General features: G+C 70.8%; 25 protein-coding genes and 1 pseudogene. 11 read left to right on the forward strand and 15 right to left on the reverse strand.

The genetic code is table 11. From position 1 onward, the window contains the following. Window positions 1-159: 159 nt before the first annotated feature. Window positions 160-924, reverse strand: coding sequence for a maleylpyruvate isomerase family mycothiol-dependent enzyme (locus AB0K82_RS19890; RefSeq protein ID WP_364398764.1), 765 nt, complete (start codon window positions 922-924; stop codon window positions 160-162). A gap of 242 nt (window positions 925-1,166) precedes the next feature. On the opposite strand from AB0K82_RS19890, the gene AB0K82_RS19895 reads away from it, so the two are divergent. Together AB0K82_RS19895 and AB0K82_RS19900 are read left to right on the forward strand one after the other, a co-directional pair. After that, window positions 1,167-1,559 (forward strand): SSI family serine proteinase inhibitor, encoded by a 393-nt coding sequence (locus AB0K82_RS19895; RefSeq protein ID WP_364398766.1) that lies wholly within the window; start codon window positions 1,167-1,169, stop codon window positions 1,557-1,559. 21 nt (window positions 1,560-1,580) lie between these two features. Then, window positions 1,581-1,724, forward strand: a complete 144-nt coding sequence (locus AB0K82_RS19900) for a hypothetical protein (RefSeq protein ID WP_364398768.1) — start codon at window positions 1,581-1,583, stop codon at window positions 1,722-1,724. A 35-nt stretch (window positions 1,725-1,759) separates the two neighbouring features. Here the strand turns inward: AB0K82_RS19900 and AB0K82_RS19905 are convergent, their stop codons facing one another. Both AB0K82_RS19905 and AB0K82_RS19910 read right to left on the reverse strand, forming a co-directional pair. Beyond that, window positions 1,760-2,557, reverse strand: coding sequence for a hypothetical protein (locus tag AB0K82_RS19905; protein ID WP_364398769.1), 798 nt, complete (start codon window positions 2,555-2,557; stop codon window positions 1,760-1,762). A 157-nt stretch (window positions 2,558-2,714) separates the two neighbouring features. Further along, window positions 2,715-3,311: an FHA domain-containing protein gene (locus tag AB0K82_RS19910; protein ID WP_364398770.1), complete on the reverse strand. Its 597-nt coding sequence runs from the start codon at window positions 3,309-3,311 to the stop codon at window positions 2,715-2,717. Window positions 3,312-3,863: 552 nt separating this feature from the next. On the opposite strand from AB0K82_RS19910, the gene AB0K82_RS19915 reads away from it, so the two are divergent. Continuing rightward, window positions 3,864-5,063: a HEAT repeat domain-containing protein gene (locus tag AB0K82_RS19915; protein ID WP_364398772.1), complete on the forward strand. Its 1,200-nt coding sequence runs from the start codon at window positions 3,864-3,866 to the stop codon at window positions 5,061-5,063. A 145-nt stretch (window positions 5,064-5,208) separates the two neighbouring features. On the opposite strand, the gene AB0K82_RS19920 is transcribed toward AB0K82_RS19915, so the two are convergent. Continuing rightward, the gene (locus AB0K82_RS19920) at window positions 5,209-5,619 is read right to left on the reverse strand and encodes a hypothetical protein (protein ID WP_364398774.1); all 411 of its coding nucleotides are present in this window, start codon (window positions 5,617-5,619) and stop codon (window positions 5,209-5,211) included. Between the two features lie 78 nt (window positions 5,620-5,697). On the opposite strand from AB0K82_RS19920, the gene AB0K82_RS19925 reads away from it, so the two are divergent. Continuing rightward, the gene (locus AB0K82_RS19925) at window positions 5,698-6,702 is read left to right on the forward strand and encodes a serine hydrolase domain-containing protein (protein ID WP_364398775.1); all 1,005 of its coding nucleotides are present in this window, start codon (window positions 5,698-5,700) and stop codon (window positions 6,700-6,702) included. A 10-nt stretch (window positions 6,703-6,712) separates the two neighbouring features. Here AB0K82_RS19925 and AB0K82_RS19930 read toward each other — a convergent pair whose 3' ends face one another. From AB0K82_RS19930 to AB0K82_RS19940, 3 genes are read right to left on the reverse strand one after another with little or no spacing between them, the layout of a single operon-like run. Further along, window positions 6,713-7,375: a response regulator transcription factor gene (locus AB0K82_RS19930; protein ID WP_364398777.1), complete on the reverse strand. Its 663-nt coding sequence runs from the start codon at window positions 7,373-7,375 to the stop codon at window positions 6,713-6,715. Then, window positions 7,372-8,571 (reverse strand): histidine kinase, encoded by a 1,200-nt coding sequence (locus AB0K82_RS19935; protein WP_364398779.1) that lies wholly within the window; start codon window positions 8,569-8,571, stop codon window positions 7,372-7,374. Before AB0K82_RS19935 ends, AB0K82_RS19930 begins: the two co-directional genes overlap by 4 nt. 33 nt (window positions 8,572-8,604) lie before the next feature. Next, on the reverse strand, window positions 8,605-9,336 hold the full coding sequence (locus AB0K82_RS19940) for a DUF1453 domain-containing protein (RefSeq protein WP_364398781.1): 732 nt from the start codon (window positions 9,334-9,336) through the stop codon (window positions 8,605-8,607). 143 nt (window positions 9,337-9,479) lie between these two features. On the opposite strand from AB0K82_RS19940, the gene AB0K82_RS19945 reads away from it, so the two are divergent. Next, window positions 9,480-10,055: a DUF1152 domain-containing protein gene (locus AB0K82_RS19945; protein WP_364398783.1), complete on the forward strand. Its 576-nt coding sequence runs from the start codon at window positions 9,480-9,482 to the stop codon at window positions 10,053-10,055. After that, window positions 10,052-10,504: a TspO/MBR family protein gene (locus AB0K82_RS19950; RefSeq protein WP_364398785.1), complete on the forward strand. Its 453-nt coding sequence runs from the start codon at window positions 10,052-10,054 to the stop codon at window positions 10,502-10,504. The genes AB0K82_RS19945 and AB0K82_RS19950 overlap by 4 nt, the downstream gene beginning before the upstream one ends. Window positions 10,505-10,763: 259 nt before the next feature. Here the strand turns inward: AB0K82_RS19950 and AB0K82_RS19955 are convergent, their stop codons facing one another. From AB0K82_RS19955 to AB0K82_RS19965, 3 genes are all read right to left on the reverse strand, one after another. Next, window positions 10,764-11,786 carry a CU044_5270 family protein gene (locus tag AB0K82_RS19955; protein WP_364398787.1) on the reverse strand — a complete coding sequence of 341 codons (1,023 nt, stop codon included), beginning with the start codon at window positions 11,784-11,786 and terminating at the stop codon, window positions 10,764-10,766. Beyond that, entirely contained in the window at window positions 11,786-12,391 is a 606-nt protein-coding gene (locus AB0K82_RS19960; RefSeq protein ID WP_364398789.1) for an RNA polymerase sigma factor, read from the reverse strand. Before AB0K82_RS19960 ends, AB0K82_RS19955 begins: the two co-directional genes overlap by 1 nt. Before the next feature lie 433 nt (window positions 12,392-12,824). Then, the gene (locus tag AB0K82_RS19965) at window positions 12,825-12,956 is read right to left on the reverse strand and encodes a hypothetical protein (protein ID WP_364398790.1); all 132 of its coding nucleotides are present in this window, start codon (window positions 12,954-12,956) and stop codon (window positions 12,825-12,827) included. A gap of 46 nt (window positions 12,957-13,002) precedes the next feature. Here AB0K82_RS19965 and AB0K82_RS19970 point away from each other — a divergent pair. Beyond that, window positions 13,003-13,158, forward strand: a pseudogene (locus tag AB0K82_RS19970) (cytochrome P450); the annotation flags it as partial. Window positions 13,159-13,371: 213 nt separating this feature from the next. On the opposite strand, the gene AB0K82_RS19975 reads toward AB0K82_RS19970, so the two are convergent. Both AB0K82_RS19975 and AB0K82_RS19980 read right to left on the reverse strand, forming a co-directional pair. Further along, on the reverse strand, window positions 13,372-14,391 hold the full coding sequence (locus AB0K82_RS19975) for an NADPH:quinone reductase (RefSeq protein ID WP_364398792.1): 1,020 nt from the start codon (window positions 14,389-14,391) through the stop codon (window positions 13,372-13,374). A 63-nt stretch (window positions 14,392-14,454) separates the two neighbouring features. After that, window positions 14,455-15,324 (reverse strand): aldo/keto reductase, encoded by an 870-nt coding sequence (locus AB0K82_RS19980; RefSeq protein ID WP_364398793.1) that lies wholly within the window; start codon window positions 15,322-15,324, stop codon window positions 14,455-14,457. A 266-nt stretch (window positions 15,325-15,590) separates the two neighbouring features. Here AB0K82_RS19980 and AB0K82_RS19985 point away from each other — a divergent pair, with 266 nt between their 5' ends. Next, window positions 15,591-16,178 carry a TetR family transcriptional regulator gene (locus AB0K82_RS19985; protein ID WP_364398795.1) on the forward strand — a complete coding sequence of 196 codons (588 nt, stop codon included), beginning with the start codon at window positions 15,591-15,593 and terminating at the stop codon, window positions 16,176-16,178. Between the two features lie 57 nt (window positions 16,179-16,235). Here AB0K82_RS19985 and AB0K82_RS19990 read toward each other — a convergent pair whose 3' ends face one another. Beyond that, window positions 16,236-17,540, reverse strand: a complete 1,305-nt coding sequence (locus tag AB0K82_RS19990) for an amidohydrolase (RefSeq protein ID WP_364398797.1) — start codon at window positions 17,538-17,540, stop codon at window positions 16,236-16,238. A 155-nt stretch (window positions 17,541-17,695) separates the two neighbouring features. Here AB0K82_RS19990 and AB0K82_RS19995 point away from each other — a divergent pair, with 155 nt between their 5' ends. Next, the gene (locus AB0K82_RS19995; RefSeq protein WP_364398799.1) at window positions 17,696-18,706 is read left to right on the forward strand and encodes a pentapeptide repeat-containing protein; all 1,011 of its coding nucleotides are present in this window, start codon (window positions 17,696-17,698) and stop codon (window positions 18,704-18,706) included. Between the two features lie 102 nt (window positions 18,707-18,808). Here the strand turns inward: AB0K82_RS19995 and AB0K82_RS20000 are convergent, their stop codons facing one another. Then, the gene (locus AB0K82_RS20000; protein ID WP_364398801.1) at window positions 18,809-19,687 is read right to left on the reverse strand and encodes an aldo/keto reductase; all 879 of its coding nucleotides are present in this window, start codon (window positions 19,685-19,687) and stop codon (window positions 18,809-18,811) included. A gap of 95 nt (window positions 19,688-19,782) precedes the next feature. Here AB0K82_RS20000 and AB0K82_RS20005 point away from each other — a divergent pair, with 95 nt between their 5' ends. Beyond that, entirely contained in the window at window positions 19,783-20,367 is a 585-nt protein-coding gene (locus AB0K82_RS20005; protein WP_364398803.1) for a TetR/AcrR family transcriptional regulator, read from the forward strand. A 106-nt stretch (window positions 20,368-20,473) separates the two neighbouring features. Continuing rightward, window positions 20,474-20,800, forward strand: coding sequence for a hypothetical protein (locus AB0K82_RS20010; protein WP_364398805.1), 327 nt, complete (start codon window positions 20,474-20,476; stop codon window positions 20,798-20,800). Between the two features lie 140 nt (window positions 20,801-20,940). On the opposite strand, the gene AB0K82_RS20015 is transcribed toward AB0K82_RS20010, so the two are convergent. Further along, window positions 20,941-21,267 (reverse strand): zinc-binding dehydrogenase (locus AB0K82_RS20015; RefSeq protein WP_364398807.1); only part of this gene is annotated, 327 nt, incomplete at its 5' end.

The raw sequence follows: 21,267 nt of genomic DNA on the forward strand, positions 1-21,267 counted from the left end.
ATCTTCGCACGCGCGAGCGGGCGCGACGGCCACGATCGGCCGCCGGCCGCCACCGCGCGCGCGGATCGACCACGCCATCGCCGCGATGCCGACGCCCGGACGCCCCGTGGCGCGGACCTCAGGCGACGCCGGACCGGCTCACTGCGTCGCGGGACCGGCTCACTGCGTCGCCGTGACGATGCAGCGCCGCAGCTCCGCCACCGCCTCCGGGGCGCCCTCGACCGTCACGCCGCTCGGCTCGTCGCCGGCCTCGCGGTTCCACACCCAGCGCAGCAGCGCCGTCGGCGGACCGCTCACGGTCACGTCGGCCGTGCCGTCGCCGGCGCCGTCCTCCACCGTGTACGGCTTCGGCGCCGTTCGTACGCGCCAGGCCGCGCCGTCGGTCCGTATCGCGTACGTCCGGGCCGGCGCGCCCGCCAGGATGTCGGTGAAGTAGTCGCCCCACTCGTTGACGCTGTACGCCAGGAAGACCTTGAGCAGCTCGTCGACGCCGTCGACGGCGAGGTCGGCCGGGACCGGCGCGACCGGCTGCCCGGCGGCCAGCTCGGCGTCGATGCGGTGGATGACCGTCTCCTGCGCCATCCGCCGGATCCAGAACCCGACGGTCTGGTCCGGGCCGTACCAGGTGCCGGTCGGCTCCTCCGGCGCACGCGCGGCGAACTCCTGCAGCAGGCCGGCGTACGTGCGATCGAGCAGCGCGAGCGGCTCCTCGTCCTTGAGCCCCTTCGGCGGCCACTCGTCGGGCTCGCCACCCTCGCGCATGCCCAGGGTCTTGTGCAGGTAGACCTGCCCGACGTGGCGGGCCAGATCGGCGACGGTCCAGCCGGGGCAGCTCGGCACCGCCGCGCCCAGGTCGGTCACCGCGACGGCCCGCAGCCGGGTGAAGTCCGCCTCAAGGCAGTCGAGAAGCCGGGGATACTCCATCCGGACAGTAGAGCAGACGCGTTCGACGGGTTCGGTGTCCGGGTTCACCACGAGCACCCGGCCAGTGCGTGACCCGGTTCGCGCTCAAGGAGCCAACGGGCCCCGAGGCCACTACCGGTCGATGAAAGCCACTTATCAAGCGTCTCACCGCGAATTAGCTTGAGTGCGTAAGCGAGGACCCCTGAGCGCTTCCGGAGTACGTCGACGTTCAGTCGGGTCGGCCCCTGCGAAAGGTGGGGAACGTGCGCTCTCTTCGGCTGATGACCGTGATGGCGGTGGGGGCATGCTCGGTCGCGGCCTCCATATCGATCGCCACGCCTGCCTCCGCGGCGCTGGACTCGCTCACCTTGAGCCTTTCCTCCCCATTGATCGGTACCAGGACCGTGACGCTCCGGTGCGAGGCGACCGGCGGCACGCACCCGAACGCCGACGCGGCGTGCAACGATCTGATCGCCGCGAGCGGCGACATCTCGCGGATTCCGCCGGACCAAACGGGCGGCTGCGGCGGTTACTACGATCCGACGACCGCATCCGCGCTCGGTTACTGGCGCGGGCTGTTGGTCACCTACACGCACGAATTCAGCAACCCCTGTGTCGCCGCCCTTACGACCGGTGGCCACGTCTTCCGTTTCTGACTCCAGCCCCCTGAGGAGCGGGTGGGCGTGCTCGCCCCCGAGATGGGCCATGGCGTCAACGGCGACAGCCGCCACCTGCTACCGGCGGCCGCGGCGGACGCCCTGGCCAAGATCCACACTGTTCATGAGACGCTGCTCCCCGCCATCAGCTTCCAGGCGGCCTAGCGGATTCCACCGTCTCGAACGGGCGGCCGCGCCGGTCACTGCGATCGTCGGGCGATGAGGTGCAGGAGGCGGATCACCGCGAGCGCCGCCAGGGGCAGCGCCACCATGGGCAGGCTCGTCACCAGCGTCAGCGGGGTTCCACTGAGCGTGCCCAGCGTGCCCAGCGCGTCGCCGGACGCGCGGTCGGTCAGCAGGACCGTCACCGCGCCGACCGAACCGGTCGCGCACCCACCGAACCCGATCCGTGCGTCACGGCTGAGGAACGCCGTCAGCACCCCGGCGCAGGCGACGGCAAGCAACGCCATCTCGACGGCCCAATGGAGCAGCCGAGGACGCATGACCATCGGGCCCGTCGGTGGCGGGTCGCCCGGAGAGATCCGCCAGATGTACTCGAAACCGGGCGGATGCGTCCGGGCGCCGATCGACGTACGGACCCGGGGCGGTCGGAGCCGCAAGGTGTAGCCGGGATATCCCGCGCCCTTCAGCACGCGACCGACGCTCTCGCCGGCGATGTCGAAGCCGGGGCGTGGGCCCCGATGGTACGCCCGGGCGACCTCTGTACGGGCGAACGTGAAGGCCGCGTCCGGCTCGACGCGCGTCGGGCCGAGGGCTCTGCCCGGGAACAGCGCGGCGGCCACCCGCCGGCCCAGGTCCCGCAGTTCGCGGTCCACGTGCACGCCGCCGCCGACCCAGAGATCGACCCGGCCACTGCCGTCCGCGCGCAGGACGACGACGGTGTGGGCGCCCGGTGCCGGGCGCGCCCGATTGCCTCCGCAGCCGACCGCGACAAGGAACAGAACCGTTGCCAGCGCGGCCCACCGCCCCCACCTCATCGCGCCCTCCATGGCCGACCCGCGGTCCTCAGCATGGTCGGTCCGGATAGCGGCCAGGTCTCGTTTCAGCCCCAGGCCGGCCAGTGGGTCGCGACGACACACGGTCGGTTCGCGGCCGGACCCGGCTGTGGCGATCGGGTACGGAAGACCCGGGTGGTCAGCGCCGGCGCCAGAAGCCCCACCAGCCGCGCTTGGGAGGACTCCCGGCCCTCGCCGAGCCGGCAGGGGCGCTCTCGAGGGCGGCGTTGCCGACGTACACCAGGCGGAACTTCCCGATCTGCACTTCGTCGCCGCTGGACAGCGGCGCCTCGTCGACGCGCTCGCGGTTGACGTAAGTGCCGTTGAGGCTGCCCGCGTCGCGGATCGAGAACCGGCCGTCGCGCCGGTAGAACTCGACGTGCCTGCGGGACACGGTGACGTCGTCGAGGAAGATGTCGCTCTGCGGATGACGACCCACGGTCGTCATCTCCCGGTCGAGGAGGAACCTGCTCCCGGCGTTGGGGCCCCCTCTGACGAGGAGCAGCGCGGTGTCGGGCGGGAGCGCCTCAACTGCTCGGTGATCGGGTGCCGGCCCCTCGTCCTGCTCCGCCTCGACGGCCGCCTGGATCGCGCTCAGCGACATCGTGGACGTCGAGTCGCCCGGCTCACTCGTGATCGGCGGGACCTCCCCGGTGAGCGGGGCACCGCAATTCGAGCAGAAGCGGGCACCGTCGGGATTGGTGTGGCCGCACCGCGCGCACTCAGCGTTCGGCATCGCCGGTTCCGCCTCCTATCTGTGGCTTCAGTCTTCCCCATGCACCGTACGGCACGGACTGCCAGATTTGACGCTGTGGTGGTGTGACTGAGCCGACGGAACCGCGCGGCGTCGTCCTGCCGGCGGACTTCCGGGAAGGCGCTGTCGGGTGGCGGCCCTGATCTACGAGGTCGGGTCTCCGCCGGGCGCCGGGAGCCGACCACTGGTCCACTGGTGTCGCTGCGAGCACGAAGATCAAATTCCACGATCTGGCTCCGTGACACCTGCGGGCGGTGGCCGTCTTCGCAGCGGACCTCTCCCGGCTCCACCGCGCGCACCGCCCGCAGGACTGGGTTCCCGTTTCGGACCAGGAGCAACGACCGCTACTCCACGGCTTCACCTCCCGCGCCGGACGCGCGAAGGTGATCGGTGTCACTCTCGCCCGGGCACCTTGGGTGGCCGAGCGCGCGGTCCCGAGGGTCGGAGGCCCGCCGCGATCAGCCGATCCCACGCCATTCATCCCGTCACGAGACGCATGTGACGTGCTCGCTGCGCGGCGACATAATCACTGAAGTGGATTTCGACGGACTGATCAGCGACCTCGCATCGCCGGATGAGGCGCTCTGGAGGCCGGCCCGGAACACCTTCAAGGAGCTCGGTGACGCCGGGGTCCCGGCGTTGATGGCGGAACTCCTCGATGAGGAGTCGCCGCTCGACTGGGCCCGGGCGGGCTCTCTGCTGAGAGAGCTGGGCGACGCGGCGTTCTGCGCGATTCGTGACGCGGTCGCCACCGACCTGCCGGAGGAGCCGGCGCGAAGGGTTCGCTGGACGTTCGGCGGTTTCTTCGGTGAGTACTGGGACCGTCTCCTGGAGTCACTCGAGCATCCCACGGCCGACGTCCGGGAGTGCGCGGCCCTCTGCCTGCAGCGAATGGGCGCGAAGGCGCTGCCGGCGACCGGCGCGCTGATCCCGCTGCTCGGCGATCCGGACCCGTCCGTACAGCAACGAGCGATCTGGGCGCTGGAGGAGCTGGGGCCCGGGGTGCTGGACGCGTTGCGTGAGGTGCGGAAGTCCGGTCCGGGCGCGTACCGCGCCAACGCCTTCAGCGCGATGATGAACATCGGCGGGCCCGAGGTCCTGTCACGAAAGGACCAGGATCTCTGGCGACGCTATCTCGGAGCGAAGGCCGTCGCCGACCGTCCCCAGATGATCTGGGAGAACAGCTGCATCGCCGTTCCCGGCGATGACCAGAAAGCCATCCTGGAGATCCTGGATTTCGCCGACCCCGGTCCGATGTACTTCGATTTGGGATTGGCCGTCGCCAGTGGTTCATGGTGGACGGTGCCACCGGTTGAGCACACCCAGCGGGCCGAGGCGTTCATCACCCCGGAGGTCGACGGCTGGACTCTCATCGTCAGCGGCTGGTGCTACCCGGCATGGGACGACGAGTGGTACGCGCAGACGCGCGACGTCCTGCGACGGCTGAGCGAGCGGTTCGGCGTCGCCTGGGGATTCGCCGGGCGCGGCCATGCCGGTACGGAGGCGTGGGCCTGCGCCAAGGGCGGCGACGTCATGTGGGAGCAAAGGGTCACCCTGGACGACGAATGGGGCGAGGACGATGCCACCGAGGGCATCGACACGGGCGAGCCGCTCGGCATCGACCCCACGGAGCTGACCGAGAAGACCCCCATGCGCGGCGCGGGCCTGCGTGCGCTGACCCCGTACGGGCGCGACGCTCCCCGGAAGGAAGCCGCCGAGCCCGCCGCGGGATGAGACCGCCCGAGGACCCGAGCCGGTCGGCACCACTCATTCCGCAGGTATTCGAGGACCATCGAGAGCGTCGGCTCGTCGCCAAGTCTCACCTCTCGCCGTTTCGCCGAAGTCGGCCAAGGGGACGACGTCAGCGGATCATGCGGCATTAAGTCAGGGCAGTAATCCCTTGACGTGGGCAATCGTCGCCGCCGGCCTGGTTATCGGCGAAAGATCCGATCCGGTCCTTTGTTTCGATTACTTCGGCCGAGGCGGTTGCTCCATGGGATTTCCGAAGAGCATGGCGATTGTCATGTCCGGCGCGGTTCTCGTTGGGAGCGCATCCCTCGCCGCGGGCGCTGCTCACCGGGCCGACGCCGCGGCGGGCGCAGCCGAAGAGGTCATCTCCGACGGTGGTTGCTGCGGGCCGAACAGCGGTCGATCGAGCAGCCGCGACGTCAACCGGAACAATCCGCGGGAACGGCTCGAAGGCAGAATCCGAAACCGCAACTCCAACAGCGGCTACAGCCACGCGCAGCAGCGGGGACACGGCGAACAGGGCCACGGTGAACAGGGTCACGGGGAACAGGAATCCACCGCCACCGGCTCCTCCTCGGCCTCGGCTCCCGAATCTCCGTCGGGTGACCTGAGCGCGGCGATGCGGTCGTACCTGCGGGATCTGGCGGCGGAGAAGAAGTTCACCGGCTCGGCGCTGGTGGTCCGGCGTGGGCGGGTGCTGGTGCGGTTCGCCGCCGGCGAGGCCGACGAGGAGAGACACATACCCGTCCGTCCCAACACGGTCTTCCTGATCGCCTCGGTCACCAAGCAGTTCACCGCGATGCTCGTGCTGAAGCTGCGCGACCGTGGGCTGCTCGGCCTGGACGACCCGATCTGCCCGTACCTCATCCCGACGTACATTGACGCCTGCCCGGCGGCGTGGCAGCCCATCACGATCCGCGAAATCCTCGTCCACACCTCGGGCATCCCCGATTACCAGAATCTGCCCGGCTTCTACGAAAAGCTCTCGCAACCGACCACGACCCGCGAGATCATCCAGCGGTTCGTGAACCTGCCCCTGGACTTCACGCCCGGCACCAGCTGGAAATACAGCAGCTCCGGCTACATCCTGGCCGGGGCGATCATTCAGAGCGTGACGCACAGGCCGTACGGCGCCGTGCTGCAGGACGAGATCACCGGCCCGCTGCACCTCCGGCACACCACTTACAGCAGGGGCTACGGGCCTCCCGGGCACGCGAAGGGCTACTTCACGGTCGGGTCACCCGCTCCGCCCATCAACGGCTCCCAGGCGTTCGCCGCGACCGGCATCTACTCCAACACCGACGACATCGCCCGCTGGGACCGGGCGTTCGGCGCCGACCTGGTCGCACCACCCGCCACCGTCGACGAGGCGTTCTCGCCGCAGGCGCCATGCCCGCCCGGCGGCTGCCTCAACCTGCCGTCGAGCGCGTACGCCTTCGGCTGGCTCATCGACCGGCTCGACGGGCACCGACTCGTGTACCACCCGGGTCTGCTCCAGGGTTACGCCGCGAGCAACATGTACCTGCGCGACGACGACATCGAGGTCGTCGTGCTCAGCAACGTGCAAGCCACCGACACCAACGGCATCGCCCGCCACCTCGCCACGATGGCCCTCAGGTCGTAGCGCGCGTGGATCACACCGAGCGTCCGTTCTCCTTTCCGCCGGCGAGGGTGAGGGCCAACCGTACGGCGTCGGCGCGAGAGTGCAGGTCGGCCTTGGCGAACAGATTGTTGATGTGGGTCTTCACGGTGGATTCGGTGATGTACAGGCGCCGGGCGATCTCGTGGTTGCGCAGGCCCTGGCCGATGAGGTCGAGGACCTCCCGTTCGCGCGCGGTCAGCGGGACAGGCGTGTCCGGCTCGGGCGCGGGGGCGCGGGTCGCGAGGGTGAGCAGCCGCGACTGCACGTCGGGGTCGAGGACCGCCTGCCCGGCGTGTGCGCCGCGCACCGCCTGGACGATCTTCGTACGGTCCGAGTCCTTGGTGAGGTAGCCGCGGGCGCCGGCGCGCAGCGCGGCGAGGATGGACTCGTCGTCCTCGAACGTCGTCAACACCACGACCGGCAGACCGCGCCGGACGGCCAGGATCCGCCGGGTGGCCTCGACTCCGCCCATGACCGGCATGTGCAGGTCCATCAGGACGACCTGCGGGTCGTGCTCCTCGACCGCGGTGACCGCCTCCTCGCCGTTGGCGGCGGTGCCGACGACGGTGATGTCCGGGTCGAGGTCGAGCATGACCGCGAGCGCGTCCCGGATCGCGGCCTGGTCGTCGACGACCAACAGCCGGATCGACGTCATCGTGGCAACTCCAATCGCACGGTCCAGCCCGGGGCCGGCGGTTCGGTGGGGCCGGCGTACAGCGTGCCCCCGAGCAGACTGGCACGTTCGCGCATCCCGACCAGGCCCATCCCGCTGCCCGAGTGGTTCGGCCGGGCGCCGGGCGCGGCCGTTCCGGTGTCGGTGACGGTGAGCCGGATCGGCCGGTCGGTGTAGTCGAGCAGCAGGCGCACCTCGGCGCCGGGCGCGTGCCGATGCGCGTTGGTGATCGCCTCCTGCGCGGTGCGGATGACGGCCTGGGCGACCTCGACCCGAACCTCGCCGGGCTCACCCTGGACCTCGAATCCGGCCGTGCTCCCGCGCGCGATACGGGCGATGGTCTCAGGAAGCGGCAACGTGTCCTCGCGCAGCGCGTGGATCGCGCGGCGGGTCTCCCCGATCCCCGACACCGCCAGCGCTCGTGCTCGCCGTACGGCCTCGTTGGCGTCCTGGCCACGGCCCGCGGCATGCAGGGCGTCGGCCATGTCCAACTGCACGGCGATGCCGGACAGGGCGTGGCCGAGTACGTCGTGAATCTCCCGGGCGATGCGCCCCCGTTCCTCCAGCGCGGCCTCCCGAGCCTCGGACGCGGCCGCGCGCCGGCTCTGCCGGGCGGCGAGGTCGGCGATGGCCAGCGCGTCGGCCCGCTCCCGGCGCGCGAGGCCGATGTAGAGGGGCAGGCCCACGATGAGCGAGATCCACCACGGCGACTCGTGCGGCAGGTGCAGGGCGGTGGCGACCCAGGTCACGGCGGCCGTGGCGGCGGTCCCGGCTCCGACGATGGTGACCGCGGCCCGCCGGGAGGCCAGCTTCTCGCCGGCGGTGACGGAGGCGAGGAGCACCAATGCCGGGGCCGCCGTGTCCTTCGCCAACGAGAACGACATCGCACCGGCGGCCATGAACACCGACACCAGCGTCAGCTGCGCCCGGTCCGGCAGGCGACGCCAGGGCAGGACCGACGGCGCGACCCCCGTGGCGATGGCGACCACCACCAGGCCCCAGGTGAGCCAGGGGAGCCGGGCCGGCGGATGCGCGACGAGCTGGATCAAGGTGAGCACCGAGATGGTCCCGATGACGAACGGGCGGATCAGTTCGTCGGCGAAGCGCGCCGGGATTCCCGCCGGCGCGTCGTCGGTGGGGACCCCGGCCGGGCGTGTGTCGTCAGGCTCGGCGTTCATCGCCGGACATTGTTCCGCCTACGCCGGTCGTGGTCATCGGCCACGGTGACGCGGGTCGGTGTCCCGCGCCTGATCCTCGGGGAAGCCGCGGCTGTCCGGTCGCGGCCCGCGCCGCGGGGCGGAACGGTCGTTGTACGGCTGCCGGAAGTCGAGGTCGCGCACGTCCTCGATCAGCGCCGCGAGGCCGCCGCGCCGACGCGGACGGCGTGTCCGGGACCAGTCGGTGGTCTGCACCTTCTCCTGCAACCCGTCCAGCAGGGACGACATCGTGTGCGGTGCGCCGTCACGCCCCTTCGCCCACACGACCCGGCCGCTGGTCCGCACCGCCTTGGACAGCACGGCCAGCCCCTCCACCACCATGCCGGCACCGAGCGTGAGCATCAGTCCACTGCTGCCGACATGCTCGGCGCTCGGGTCCACCACGCCCAGCACGACGCTCGCGCCGAATCTGACCGCGAGGTTGATCCCCCACCACACCACGGTCGTGGCCGTGTAGCGCAGGTAGACGATGCCATCCGTGTCGAAGACGCGGATGCTCGCGCCGCGCAGCAGGCCCAGCACCAGGCTGAGCGCGGTGGTGCCGACGAGGAATCCGATGGAGACCGGGGACTGGGGCACCTTGGCCAGATCGGTGAGCCCGACTCCTGCGAGCACGGCGGGGAGCAGCAGCATGCGCTTGGCCTCGGCGGGCTCGCCGAGCAGCCGGCGGGCCAGGATGTAGCCGACCGCACCGATGATCAGGATGATCTCGACGGGACCGCTCACCGATCCCACCCCCTCTCGGGACACGTCATCTGGACGCCGTCGACGTTAGGAGGCCGGCCGCCTCGTCGTCGTGGGGCAGCCGCCGTATCTCGGGTGGACATCCGACTCCACCCCCCTTTTCTTCCTGCCTAAGGTCATGAGGCATGACATCGCTGCACGAACCGCCGCTGTTCGCCGCCCTGAAGGACGCCGAAAGGGTTCTGGTGGCCGGCGCGGGCGGCGGCTTCGACGTCTACGCGGGGCTTCCGCTGGCGTTCGCCCTGCTGGACAGCGGCAAGTCCGTGCACCTGGCGAACCTGTCGTTCAGCGCGCTCGACCTGATCGACGCGGATGCCTGGTGCGAACCGAATCTGGCCGCGATCACGCCCGCGACGGCGGGGCATGACCGGTACTTCCCGGAGCGGACGCTGGCGCGCTGGCTCGCCGCGCAGGGGATGGACTTGACGGTCTACGCCTTCCCCCGGACGGGCGTTCGCCCGCTCCAGGACGCCTATCGAGCGCTGGTACGACGACTGGGCATCGACGCGATCGTGCTGGTCGACGGCGGCACCGACATCCTGATGCGCGGCGACGAGGCCGGCATCGGCACGCCGGAGGAGGACATGACGAGTCTCGCGGCGGTCGCAGGTCTGGATGTGCCGGTACGGCTGGTGGTGTGCGCGGGTTTCGGCGTCGACGCCTACCACGGTGTCTACCCCGCGGGTAAGGGCGGGCCGTGAGGACACTCGTGAAGACCGCCACCGCCGTGACCGTCACCGCGGTGGTCGGCGGCCTCGCCACCGACCCGGACTCCCGGTGGTACGCCCGGCTCCGGAAGCCCGCGTGGCAGCCGCCCGGCTCCGCCTTCCCCCTGGTGTGGACACCGCTCTACGGATTGATCGCCTACGCCGGGGCGCGGGCACTGGACCGAGACCCGCGGGGGTTCGGCCGCGCCCTGGCGGTGAACCTCATGCTCAACGGACTCTGGACGCCGCTGTTCTTCGCGGCACGCAGGCCGAGGCTCGCGCTGGCCGACGTCGCCGCGCTGAACCTGTCCAACCTCTCACTTGTCCGCCGTGCCTGGCGGGTCGACCGGCGCGCAGGGGCGTTGCTGGTGCCGTACGCCGGCTGGACGCTGTTCGCGGCGGCGCTCAACACCGCGATCGTCCGGCGCAATCCCGACGCCTGACGGCCGAATCGCCGACCTCCCGCCCTCCGCGTCGCGCTCCACCTGTTGCCTGCCCGCACGGCGTAGGCCGCGTACCTCACCACGCAGCCGACGGCGGAACGGCAACTGGAGCGCCTGGACAGCAACGAGTACCTCCCCGACGACATGGACGAAGACACCGACTGAGACACCGATCGGCCCCTCTCGCCGAGGTCGGAGGATCTTTGCGGGTGTCCGTGTCCGGAGACCCGCAAAGATCACAGCAGCCGGTGGAGCGCGGTCAGGAGGTGCGCCGTCCCGGTTCGTCGACGATCCCGGCGCCGGTCCGTACCGTCAGGTTCTGCAGGACGCCCTTCTTCACGTACGTGACGGCCGCGGTGGGGTCATCGCCGGCCCCGCGGCTCGTGTGCCCCTTGATTGAGATGGCTCTTTCGCCCAGGTAGGCGTAGGTCTTCGGGTCGAGCATCACCTCTTCATGGAGCCAGCCCTCGGCGATCCGGCCGAGTGCGATCGCCGGCCGGCCGGCGGCGTCGGCGGAGTTGTCCACCAGGACCACGCCCGGGATCTTCTTCATGGCCCGGAAGATCGCTGCTTCCGTCCGCGGCGGCAGGAGGTTCTCCCGGAGAATCACGTTCAGCGTCTCGAAGTCAAACTGGTATGCCCCCTCCGAACCCGGCTTCGCGCCGTTCTGCGCGTCGACCCATCGGAGCAGCGCGTCCGGGTCGGTGGGAAGCGCGGCCAGCGACGGATAGTCGCTCGGCGGGACCGTCCTGCTGAACTCGTTGAAGATCTTCACCTGGCCGTTCTCGACCCTGGCGCTCTTCTTACCGTCGCCCCGCTCCCAGGAGCGCCGGACGATGGTCCGGTACGGGCCACCGGTCGCCACACCACTCTCCTTGGCGGTCGTCCGAATACGGAGCTCGATGTAGATCCACTGATCGGGTCGCGGAGGAGTGAAGGGACGGGAGTCGGCCGCCGCGGCGGCCCGGTCCAACGCTTCCGCGGCGTTGGCGACCGGCCCGGCGGGAATGCCGGGCAGCATCGATCGAGGTCTTCCGTCCTTGTCCGTTCCGCCGGAGTTCTGCACGACGGTCACCCCGGCGGCGATGGCCGCCGCCAGCGCGCCGACCATCGCCAGCCGAACGCCGATCCTCGGCAACCGGAACCCGCGACGCCTCCGCCGCGACGCCTGCGTCTGTCCACCGGCCCTGGCCAGCAAGGTCGCCCGCGCCTGCGCGTGAGCGCTCTGCGAGGGCGCGTCGGCGTCACCCCACGCGTCTCGAAGGATCTTCAGCTCATCCATCACGCCTCCTCTGCAACGGTCGTGGGGTCGGCGCCGCCCAGCGCGGCGCGTACCTTCTTGCGGGCTCGATGCAGTCGCGACCGTGCCGTGCCGGCCGGAACACCGAGCGCCCGCGCCGCCTCCTCACCACTCAGCCCGGCCCAGGCGACGAGCAGCAGCACGTCGCGGTCGCCGGGGGAGATCGCGGCCAGCGCCGAAGCCAGCAGCCCCCGTGCGGACTCGGCGTCGATGCGACTTTCGATCCGGTCCGCCGGCCCGTCGACCGTGTCGTCGATGCCGAGCCGGGCGAGCGCCTTGTACTGGCGGGTCTCGGCCCGGTGGTGGCGGGAGACGAGATTGGAGGCGATCCCGTACAGCCACGGCCGGGCCAGCGGGTACGTCAGGTCGTACCGCTCCCGCCGGTCGAAGGCGATGAGGAAGGTCTCCGCCGTCACGTCGTCCGCGAGGGCCGCCCCGAGCCGTCGTGCGACGTATTGGTGAATCTCGACGTAGTAACGGTCGAAGATCTCGGCGAAGCGCTCCGCTTCCCGCGCCGAAAGCCGGATGATCTCGGCGTCCGTCACCTCGGTACCGGGTCCACCGGTCATTCGCATCACAGCCGCCATATGCAGCTCCGTTGGCTCATGCCGAACCTCTCTCGGGTGGGGGTCACCTTTCGTTCGCCGACGCACCCGAAAGTGTTCGCCGCCTGACGAAGTGCGCATCTCAGTCAATCGGTCGCTTGTTAGGGCTCATCCGAGCCGGGGCTTCAGCGACAGTGAGGACCCTCCCGATGACCGATCATGGTGAAGTCGGCGCCCAGCAGCCTCTTTCGATCGAAGGGCTCCCGGTGAGCGAGGACCGGGACACCGCCTACGCCACGATTCGCGAGCGGGGACCGGTCACCAGGGGCACCACCGGGGTGGCGGCCATCTCCCGGGAGACGGCCGAGTACGTCCTGCGGCATCCGGAGCTCTTCTCTTCCAAGCGGGCCTACGAGAGTGCGGGCAGCCCGGTGCCGATGCCGCCGATCGCGTTCGACCCGCCCGAGCACACCCGCTACCGACGCCTGCTCCAGCCCCACTTCAGCCCGCGCCGGATCAGGGCGATGGAGCCCGAGATCAGAACGCTCGCCGTCAGGCTGGTCGGCGATGTCGCCGACGCGGGCCGCTGCGACTTCGTCTCGAGCATCGAGGAACTCTTACGTATCGACGGCCCGATCCTGACCCTCCCTCGCGTGGCCGTTGAGGACGTGCAACTGGACGGCCACCGGGTCACCGCGGGTTCCGCCGTCCACGTCGCCGTCGCGGTCGCCGACCGAGACCCTTCGGAGCATCCCGAGCCCGACACGATCGACTTCCACCGCCGCCAGCCCCATCTGGCCTTCGGCATCGGGCCGCACTTCTGCCTTGGGGCCCATCTCGCGCGACTGGAGATGAAGGCGGTCCTGGAGGAATGGCACCGCCGCATCCCCGACCATCGACTCGCCGAGGGTGTTCACCCGGCGGCCCTCTGGCCGGCCGGGCTGGTCGGCGTCGCCGGTCTTCCCCTCGTCAACCCGGTCGAGCCGGGACGGCCCGACGCTGAGCGCACGATCTCCGAAACGTCACAACGTAAGGTCCACCAGGACCTTGCCGACCGCGCCGTTCTCCACCGCCCGGTGCGCGTCGGCGGTGCGGTCGAGCGGGAAGCGGACCAGCGGCAGGCCGTGCTCCTCGCCGACCGGCAGAGCGCCGTCGCGGACCGCGGCGGCGACGTCCTCGGCGGCCGCCGCGCGCGCCTCGGAACCGGCGGTGTAGAGCACCAGGAACTGCAAGCGTGCGTTCAGCACCATGTTCCGCAGCACGTTCAGTTCGACCGGCTTGCCGCCGTCGTTGGCGTAGGTCGAGATCGTGCCGCGCGTCCGCAGTACGGCCAGGTCCAGTGCGAGGTTCGCGCCGAGCGCCACCTCGGTGACGATGTCGACGCCGTCCGGGGCGATCTCACGGATCTCGGCGGCCGGGTCGCCCTCGCGATAGTTGATCACGTGGTGGGCGCCGGCGGCCGTGGCCAGCCGGGCCTTCTCCGGGCCGCTGATCGTGCTGACCACGGTGGCACCGGCCCATCGGGCGAGCTGGATCACCGCGTGCCCGACCGCCCCGGCCCCACCCGCGGCGAGCACCACCCTGCCGTCGAGCGCGCCGGGCCGCAGACGGCGCGGCCCGTCCTCGGCGACGGTGAGCGCGCGGTGCGCGGTGAGCGCGGGAACGCCCAGTGCGGCGCCGGCGTCGAAACCGACCTCGTCGGGCAGCGGCACGGCCTGCTCGGCGGGCACGACGGTGAATTCGGCGGCGGTGCCGGTGGGCCGCCCGGCGGTGGCCATGAACAGCCAGACCCGCTGACCGACCCGGCGCTGGTCGACCCCTTCACCGACGGCGTCGATCGTGCCGGCGCCGTCCAGGTGCGGAGTGACCTCGGGGAACCTCTTGGGGCCGGTCGCGCCGGAGCGGGCCTGCCAGTCGGTCGGGTTCACGCCGGACACGGCGACCCGGACGCGAACCTCGCCGAGGCCGGGCACGGGCAGGTCACGGTCGGCGAGCTGAAGAACGTCGGGGCCGCCGCTGTCGCGATAGACGATCGCCTTCATGATCCGTCCTTAGGGGTGCCAGGGCGAGAAAGGGTGTTCATTCCGGTGCCTGTCCGCACGCTGTCACCTCTCCGCCTGGCCGATCGGGACTTCGCTGGAGCGGGACTCGACGGCGTCGAGAGTGGCGCGGGCGGCGTCGTCGAAGGTGAGCTCGCCGACCGCCATGTTGGCCTCCAGGTGGGCGGGGTCGGCGGTGCCGGGTATGAGCAGTACGTTCGGGGCGTGGTGCAGTAGCCAGGCGAGGCCGACCTGGGAGGGCGTGACGCCCAGCGACTCGGCCACGGTGTGCACGGCCGGCTCCTCGGTGACCTTGGGCAGACCTGGAAAGGCCCCGCCGAGTGGGAAGAACGGCACCCACGCGATGCCCTCGGCCGCGCACAGCCGCAGCAGGTCCTCGTCGGCGCGGGAGACCAGGCTGTACGCGTTCTGCACGCAGACGATGCCGGCCGGCAGGGCGCGGCGCAGGCCGTCGAGGGTGACGCTGCTCAGGCCGATCGCGCCGATCTTGCCCTCGTCGCGCAGCGCGGTCATGACCGCGAGCTGATCGTCGAGGTCGACCACCTGGTCGCCCTCGGCACGCAGCCCGGGGCCGCAGTCGAGGCGGCGGAGGTTGACCACGGGGAGCCGGTCGACGCCGAGGCTGCGGAGGTTGTCCTCGACGCTGGCCCGCAGTTGCTCGGGCCGCTGCGCGATCCGCAGCGGCAGACGCCCGCCCGGGTCGGGGTCGGCGCCGACCTTGGTGACGACCAGAACGCCGTCCTCCGCGCGCAGAGCTTGGCGGATCACGGCGTTGGCGAAGCCGAATCCGTAGAACTCGGCGGTGTCCACGTGGTTCACGCCCAGCTCGACCGCGCGGCGCACCAGCGCGACGGCCTCGCCGGGGCGGTCACGGAGGCGGTCGAGCTGGGCCGCGCCGTAGCCGACCCGGGACACGGTACGGCCGGCGAACGAAGCAGTAGGGGTACTGATGATGTCTCCTCGGTGCGATCACGTCGGCGGGCAACCGTGGGACCGACACCGTACGAACATGGAATGACAGATGTCAATATTTGTCATCGCAATCGAGAGTGGTGGAAGATGCGCTGACAGACTTTGACGTCCGTCAGTTCGTTGACGTACGTTCTCCGCTGCGGAGGCCTGTGACCGGGCGCGACAGCCGCGAAGCGCCGGCCTCGTACCAGTTCGACAGGGAGATCCGATTGCGCGGGGAGCCACTCGACGCGGAAACGATCGTGTCGGCCACCGAGGAGGTCCTGCGCCGCCACGGCCCGGAGAAGACCACGGTGCTCGACGTCGCGCGGCTCCTGGGAGTGAGCCACGGGAGCGTGTACCGCCATTTCCCGTCCAAGGCGGCGCTGCGCGAGGCCGTGATACGGCGCTGGCTCGACCGGGTGCAAGAGGATCTCGCCGCGGCGATGCGGGATTCCGACCTGTCCCCACCCGACCGGCTACGGGTCCTGCTCACCACCATGTTCGCCACGAAATGGGCCAAGGCGAGGGACGACGCGGAGCTGTTCGCCACCTTCCGGGTGCTGGCGGGAGAGCACAGCGCCGTGTCCTCCGCCCATGTCGGCTTCTTGCTCGCCCAGATCCGCGCGATCGTCGTCGACGGCATCGCCGGCGGCGACTTCGCGGCCGGTGAGCCGGAGACGCTCGCGCGAGCCATCTTCAACGCGACCAGCCGCTTCCACGATCCGACGCATGCCGCGGAGTGGCGATCCCCCGAGGTCGAAACGGAGTCCGCGGACGTCATCGCGCTCATCCTCGACGGCATCCGGGCACGGTGAAGGCCGAGCGTTCCGTGCAGCCGCGCCGTTGCCCGACTGCGGGCCGCGACGCGCTCGCTATGCCGTAGGGTGCCCGATCCCGGTGCGATGGGCGAGCCAGCCGGCCATCGCGCGGACGCCGACGCCGATGGCGCGCTCGTCCGGGTCGAAGGCGCCGAAGTGCGGGTACGCGGTGGTGATGTCCGCGCCGGGCCGCCGGACGCCGAGGAAGCTGAACGTCCCGGGAACGCGGCGGAGGAACAGCGCGAAGTCCTCGCCACTGAACGGGATCGCCGCGTGCGTGGTCGTGACGGCCGGACGGCCGAGTCTGCGCTCCAGGTAGTCGCGAACCTCCCGTCCCGGACGCGGCGGGCACACCATCGCCGGGAACGCGTCGGCGGGAAACTCGATGCGGGCGTAAGGGTACCGGCCGGTCAGGCGGCGCAACCGGTCGCGGATCTCCGGGACGCGCTCCTGCGGCCAGCACCGGTACGCCGCGCGCACCTCGACGTCACCGTTGGCGGCGGGCCGCGCGCCGGCCCTCATCCAGACGAACCGGGCCAGCGGACCGTGCGGCGTCTCCACCTCCCGGATGAGCCGTTCGAGGTCGGCGGACGTCTGCGGAGGCGTGACCGTCGACAGCGCGCTGAGGTCGGCGACGAGCCGCTCGGCCCGGTCGGACGCACCGGGCCCGGTCAGCGTGATGTCGCCGTGGTCCAGACCCGGCAACCCGGTGCCTGGCGTGACCGCGAACGTGCCGACCGGGAAGGGGCCGCAGTGCAGTGCGTGGATCTCGTCCGGCCTCGTCCGCTCCAGCACGCCGTCGGAGATCATCGCCTGTGCCCCGGCGAGGGCCTCCTCTCCCGGCTGGAAGAGGAACACCACCCGGCCGTGGAGCCGGGTCCGCAGGCGCGCCAGCACCTCGGCGACCCCGACGCCGATCGTCGTGTGCAGGTCGTGGCCGCACACGTGCGCGGGATCCGGACCGCCGTTGATCTGCGAGTCTGGCGGCACGGCGTCCATGTCCGCCCGGTAGGCGACCGTCCGGCCGCGTCCCCTGCCCCGCAGCACACCGACGACCCCGTGGCCGCCCACGCCCGTGGTCACCTCCAGGCCGGCGGCGCGCAGCCGGTCCGCGACGAGCGCGGCGGTGTGGACCTCGCCGCCCGCCAGTTCGGGGTGGCGGTGGATGTCGCGGCGCAGCGCGATCAGGCCGGCGTCGAGCCGTCCGGCGAGGGCGTCGATCCGGCCTTCGAGCCCGGACGGCTCGGCCGCCTGGGCGGGAATGCCGGTGGTCAGGGCGCCTCCCGCACCGAGCGCGACGGCGCCGCCGAGCACACTCCGGCGGGTCAGGGCGGGATTTTCAACGCGGCGATCAGTCATGCCCTGGACGCTACGGATTCCCCCCCCGAGCCGTCGATACGGTCACGTGCCGTCCCGTCGGGACGCGCTGAGGTTCGTTGGTGATGGACTTCCGCGAACGGTGTCTCGCCGAAGACGGGAAGATATCGGAGCAGCGGTGCGGAGAGGATGACCGGGTGCGGGTGTTCAACAGACGGTTCGCCAGGGCGACAAAACGGCTTGGACACGCCGACACCGCGGTGCGGCTGGCCGGGGTGTACGCGCTGGCCGGTCTGGCCGACGATTGGCAGGACGGCCGGCAGGCCTGCATCGACGAGTTGTGCGCCTATCTGCGGATGCCCTACGAACCTGCCCCGGAGGCCGGCCCTCCGGCCGCCGAACAGCTGGCCTTCGGCGGCAGCCAGGAGGTGAACCACACCGTCATCTCGATCATCACCGCGCACCTGCGCGACAACGCTCGGGTCTCCTGGCGAGGCCATGACTTCAACTTCACCGGTGCCCGCTTCGACGGAGGCGACTTCAGCGGCGCGGAGTTCTCCGGTGGCATCGTCGACTTCCGCGACGCCGTGTTCTCCGGCGGCATCGTCGACTTCACCGGCGCGGTGTTCTCGGGCGCCACCGTCGACTTCACCGGTGCCAGGTTCGCCGGTGCCTCCATCGACTTCACGGGCGCGACATTTTCCGGCGGCCCCGTCCACTTCGTCTCCGCGGTGTTCTCCGGCGGCACCGTCCACTTCGGCGACGCGACATTCTCCGGTGCCACCCACTACTTCATCACCGCGGTGTTCTCCGGCGCCTCCATCGACTTCACCGGAGTGACATGCTCGGGCGGCGCCCTCCACTTCACGGGCGCGGAGTTCTCCGGCGGTGCCGTTCACTTCACGGGCGCGGCGCTCTCCGGCGGCATCGTCGACTTCAGCGGCGCGGAGTTCTCCGGCACCACCGCCCACTTCAACGACGCGACGTTCTCCAGTGGCACTCTCGACTTCACCGACGCGACATTGTCCGGCGGCACCCTCCACTTCACCGACGCGGAGTTCTCGGGCGCCACCATCGTCTTCACCGGTGCGGAGTTCTCCGGCGGCACCGTCGACTTCAGCGACGCGACCTTCTCCGGCCGCCGGGGCGGCCTCGGTAAGGACATCGCCACGGATCCGCCCGCGGGGCTACTCCTGCCTCCCGCGTAGCCCCGCGAGATCACCTGCTGTAAAGCTCCGGCGCCGATGGCCACTGGTCACCTGGGCAGCGCTGAGCGGCACCCCGGGCGACCTGTCGGCGGATCTCAGCGATCAGACGGACGCGTCTTGGTCCAGCGCGTCGAAGGCGGTCATCGCTTCCCGGTCCAGCTCGATCCGGGTGACCGCGACGTTGTCGGCCAGGTGGCTGAGGCCGCGGGTGCCGGGGATCAGCAGGGCGGCCGGGCTGTGCGCGAGCAGCCAGGCCAGTCCGGCCTGAGCCGGGGTGATGCCGAGGCGCTCGGCGTGCGCGATGACCACCGGGTTGTCGGTGACGCTGGGCAGCCAGTCGAAGGCCGATCCGAGCGGGCAGTACGGCACCCAGGCGATGCCGTGCTCGGCGCACTCGGTCAGCACGTCCTCCTGGCCACGGGTGAGGACGTTGTAGAGGTTCTGCACGCAGACGATGCCGGCCGGAAGGGCCTGCCGCAGCTGGGCGAGGCTGACCTGGCTCAGTCCGATGCCACCGATCTTGCCCTCGTCGCGCAGGGCGATCAGTTCGGCCAGTTGGCTGTCGAGGTCGACCACCTGGTCGCCGGTGGCGCTGATGCCCGGCGGGGTGTCGGTCCGGCGGAGATTGACGACCGCGAGGTGTTCGGTGTCGAGAGTGCGCAGGTTCTCCTCGACCTGCGCCCGCAGTTGCGCCGGCTTCTGGGCGGCGACCAGTCGCTCGGTCGGATGGGACACCGCGCCGACCTTGGTGACGATCCGCAGGCGGTCGGCGTACGGATGCAAGGCGGTCCTGATCAGGTCGTTGACCGGGCCGTAGAACTGGGCCGTGTCGAGGTGGTCGACGCCGAGTTCGACCGCGCGGCGCAGAACCTCGACGGCGTCCGCGGGGTCGGCGCGTTCCAGCTGCATGGCGCCGAAGCCGACCCGCAGGACGTCGTGATCACCCAGCTTGCCGTACGCGTACGCATGGGATGTGGTCATGGTCGTGACCCTCCGGATACGATGACAATAAGCGGAACCGATTCCGCTTAACTCAGACTGACCCTAGCAGAAGCGGAATCGATTCCGCTTGTGAGGTGATTGCGGTTTCCGAGCTCGAGCGACGCCCCGGCGCGCGCAAAGACGCCCAGCGCAACCGGCAGCGCATCATCGACGCCGCCACCCGCGCGCTGACCACCGGCGGTGCGGACCCCGTCAAGATCGAGACCATCGCCCGCGAGGCGGGAGTCGGCGTCGGCACGCTCTACCGCAACTTCCCGTCCCGCGAAGCCCTGGTCGAGGAGGTCTACCGCAGCGAACTCACCCGCCTGTGCGCCATGGCCGGGCAGCTGGTGGCCGACCACCCGCCGGCCGACGCCATGCGCGAATGGATGCGCCGCTACCAGGACTTCGTCGCCACCAAACGCGGCATGGCCGAAGCTCTGCGCGCGGTGATCGCCAGCGGTGCGATCAACTCCGGCCAGACCCGCGAACACCTCAACGGCGCCATCGCCACCATCCTCGACGCCGGCCGAACCGACGGCAGCCTGCGTGCCGACGTCCAACCGGCCGACGTCTCCGCCAGCATGGCCGGCGTCATGCTGACCGCCGCCGACAACGACCAGGCCACCCGAATGCTGCAACTCCTCGTCGACGGCCTGCTCGCCCGCGAACCCTCCTGACGGAGCAGTACGCGGTGGAGGAGCACCTGCGTGCCGATGGTGACCTCGGCTACGTGCAGTTCCAGATCCTGGCCCGGCTGGTGGATGCGCCGGAGGCAGGTTGCGGATGACCGATCTGGCCGATGGCGTCGTGTACGGCCGCAGCGGGCTCACGTATCAGGCGGGGTTGTTGGACAAGCGTGGTCTGATCACCCGTTCACCGTCGTCGGATGACGAGCGCAGTGTGATCGTGACTGTTGCCGACGCCAGCCGGGATCTGGTCGCCCGGGTGCTTCCCGGACACGTCGACCGGGTCCGGCGGTTGTTGTTCGATCCGATGATCGACGGGGACCTCACCGCGCTCAGTGACGTTCTGGCCCGGGTCCGCGAACATATGCGCGCCGCCCCGCCACGGTCCGCCAAGCGCCGCGCCGGACGTAACCTAACCGACTGACCCGCCGGCGCCGTGGCGCGTCAGCGCGACGCCGGGGCGAGGGCGGGTGGCCGGCGTAGCCGCGGTGGCCGCCGTCGTTGTACGGGTTGCCCTGCGAGAGGCGCAGACCGGTGCGATGCGACCACCCGCGTGTCGAGGGATCAGGCGGCGGGCGCGACGATGACGACCTTGCCGTGCAGCGCGCCCGTGGCGGCCTGGGCGTGGACCGCCGGCACTTCCGCCAGCGGCACGCGCTGGGCGACGTCGACGCACAGCTCGCCGGAGTCGATCAGTGCAACCAGCCGCGCCAACTGGTCGGCGTCGCTGCGGACGTACAAGTCGATGCCGCGTACGCCGCGCTGCTCGTCGGAGGGCGCGGGCATCCACACCGTCGTGTTCACCAGCACTCCGCCGGGACGGATCAGGGTGAGCAGTGCTGTCAGCCGCTCCGGCTCGGTCGGCGCGAGGTTGAGCACGATGTCGACCGG

It is taken from the genome of Actinoallomurus sp. NPDC052274 (assembly GCF_040679475.1).
Lineage (GTDB): Bacteria > Actinomycetota > Actinomycetes > Streptosporangiales > Streptosporangiaceae > Actinoallomurus > Actinoallomurus liliacearum.

Excerpts from the sequence above, each read along its gene's own strand:
- AB0K82_RS19925 (WP_364398775.1), top strand. The coding sequence starts at position 5,698 with ATGCGGTCGTACCTGCGGGATCTGGCGGCGGAGAAGAAGTTCACCGGC.
- AB0K82_RS19910 (WP_364398770.1), bottom strand. The coding sequence starts at position 3,311 with ATGCCGAACGCTGAGTGCGCGCGGTGCGGCCACACCAATCCCGACGGT.
- AB0K82_RS19960 (WP_364398789.1), bottom strand. The coding sequence starts at position 12,391 with ATGGCGGCTGTGATGCGAATGACCGGTGGACCCGGTACCGAGGTGACG.
- AB0K82_RS20000 (WP_364398801.1), bottom strand. The coding sequence starts at position 19,687 with ATGACCACATCCCATGCGTACGCGTACGGCAAGCTGGGTGATCACGAC.
- AB0K82_RS19975 (WP_364398792.1), bottom strand. The coding sequence starts at position 14,391 with ATGAAGGCGATCGTCTATCGCGACAGCGGCGGCCCCGACGTTCTTCAG.
- AB0K82_RS19930 (WP_364398777.1), bottom strand. The coding sequence starts at position 7,375 with ATGACGTCGATCCGGCTGTTGGTCGTCGACGACCAGGCCGCGATCCGG.
- AB0K82_RS19945 (WP_364398783.1), top strand. The coding sequence starts at position 9,480 with ATGACATCGCTGCACGAACCGCCGCTGTTCGCCGCCCTGAAGGACGCC.
- AB0K82_RS19905 (WP_364398769.1), bottom strand. The coding sequence starts at position 2,557 with ATGAGGTGGGGGCGGTGGGCCGCGCTGGCAACGGTTCTGTTCCTTGTC.
- AB0K82_RS19890 (WP_364398764.1), bottom strand. The coding sequence starts at position 924 with ATGGAGTATCCCCGGCTTCTCGACTGCCTTGAGGCGGACTTCACCCGG.
- AB0K82_RS19990 (WP_364398797.1), bottom strand. The coding sequence starts at position 17,540 with ATGACTGATCGCCGCGTTGAAAATCCCGCCCTGACCCGCCGGAGTGTG.
- AB0K82_RS20010 (WP_364398805.1), top strand. The coding sequence starts at position 20,474 with ATGACCGATCTGGCCGATGGCGTCGTGTACGGCCGCAGCGGGCTCACG.
- AB0K82_RS19955 (WP_364398787.1), bottom strand. The coding sequence starts at position 11,786 with ATGGATGAGCTGAAGATCCTTCGAGACGCGTGGGGTGACGCCGACGCG.
- AB0K82_RS19935 (WP_364398779.1), bottom strand. The coding sequence starts at position 8,571 with ATGAACGCCGAGCCTGACGACACACGCCCGGCCGGGGTCCCCACCGAC.
- AB0K82_RS19965 (WP_364398790.1), bottom strand. The coding sequence starts at position 12,956 with ATGCTCGAGACGAAGTCGCAGCGGCCCGCGTCGGCGACATCGCCGACC.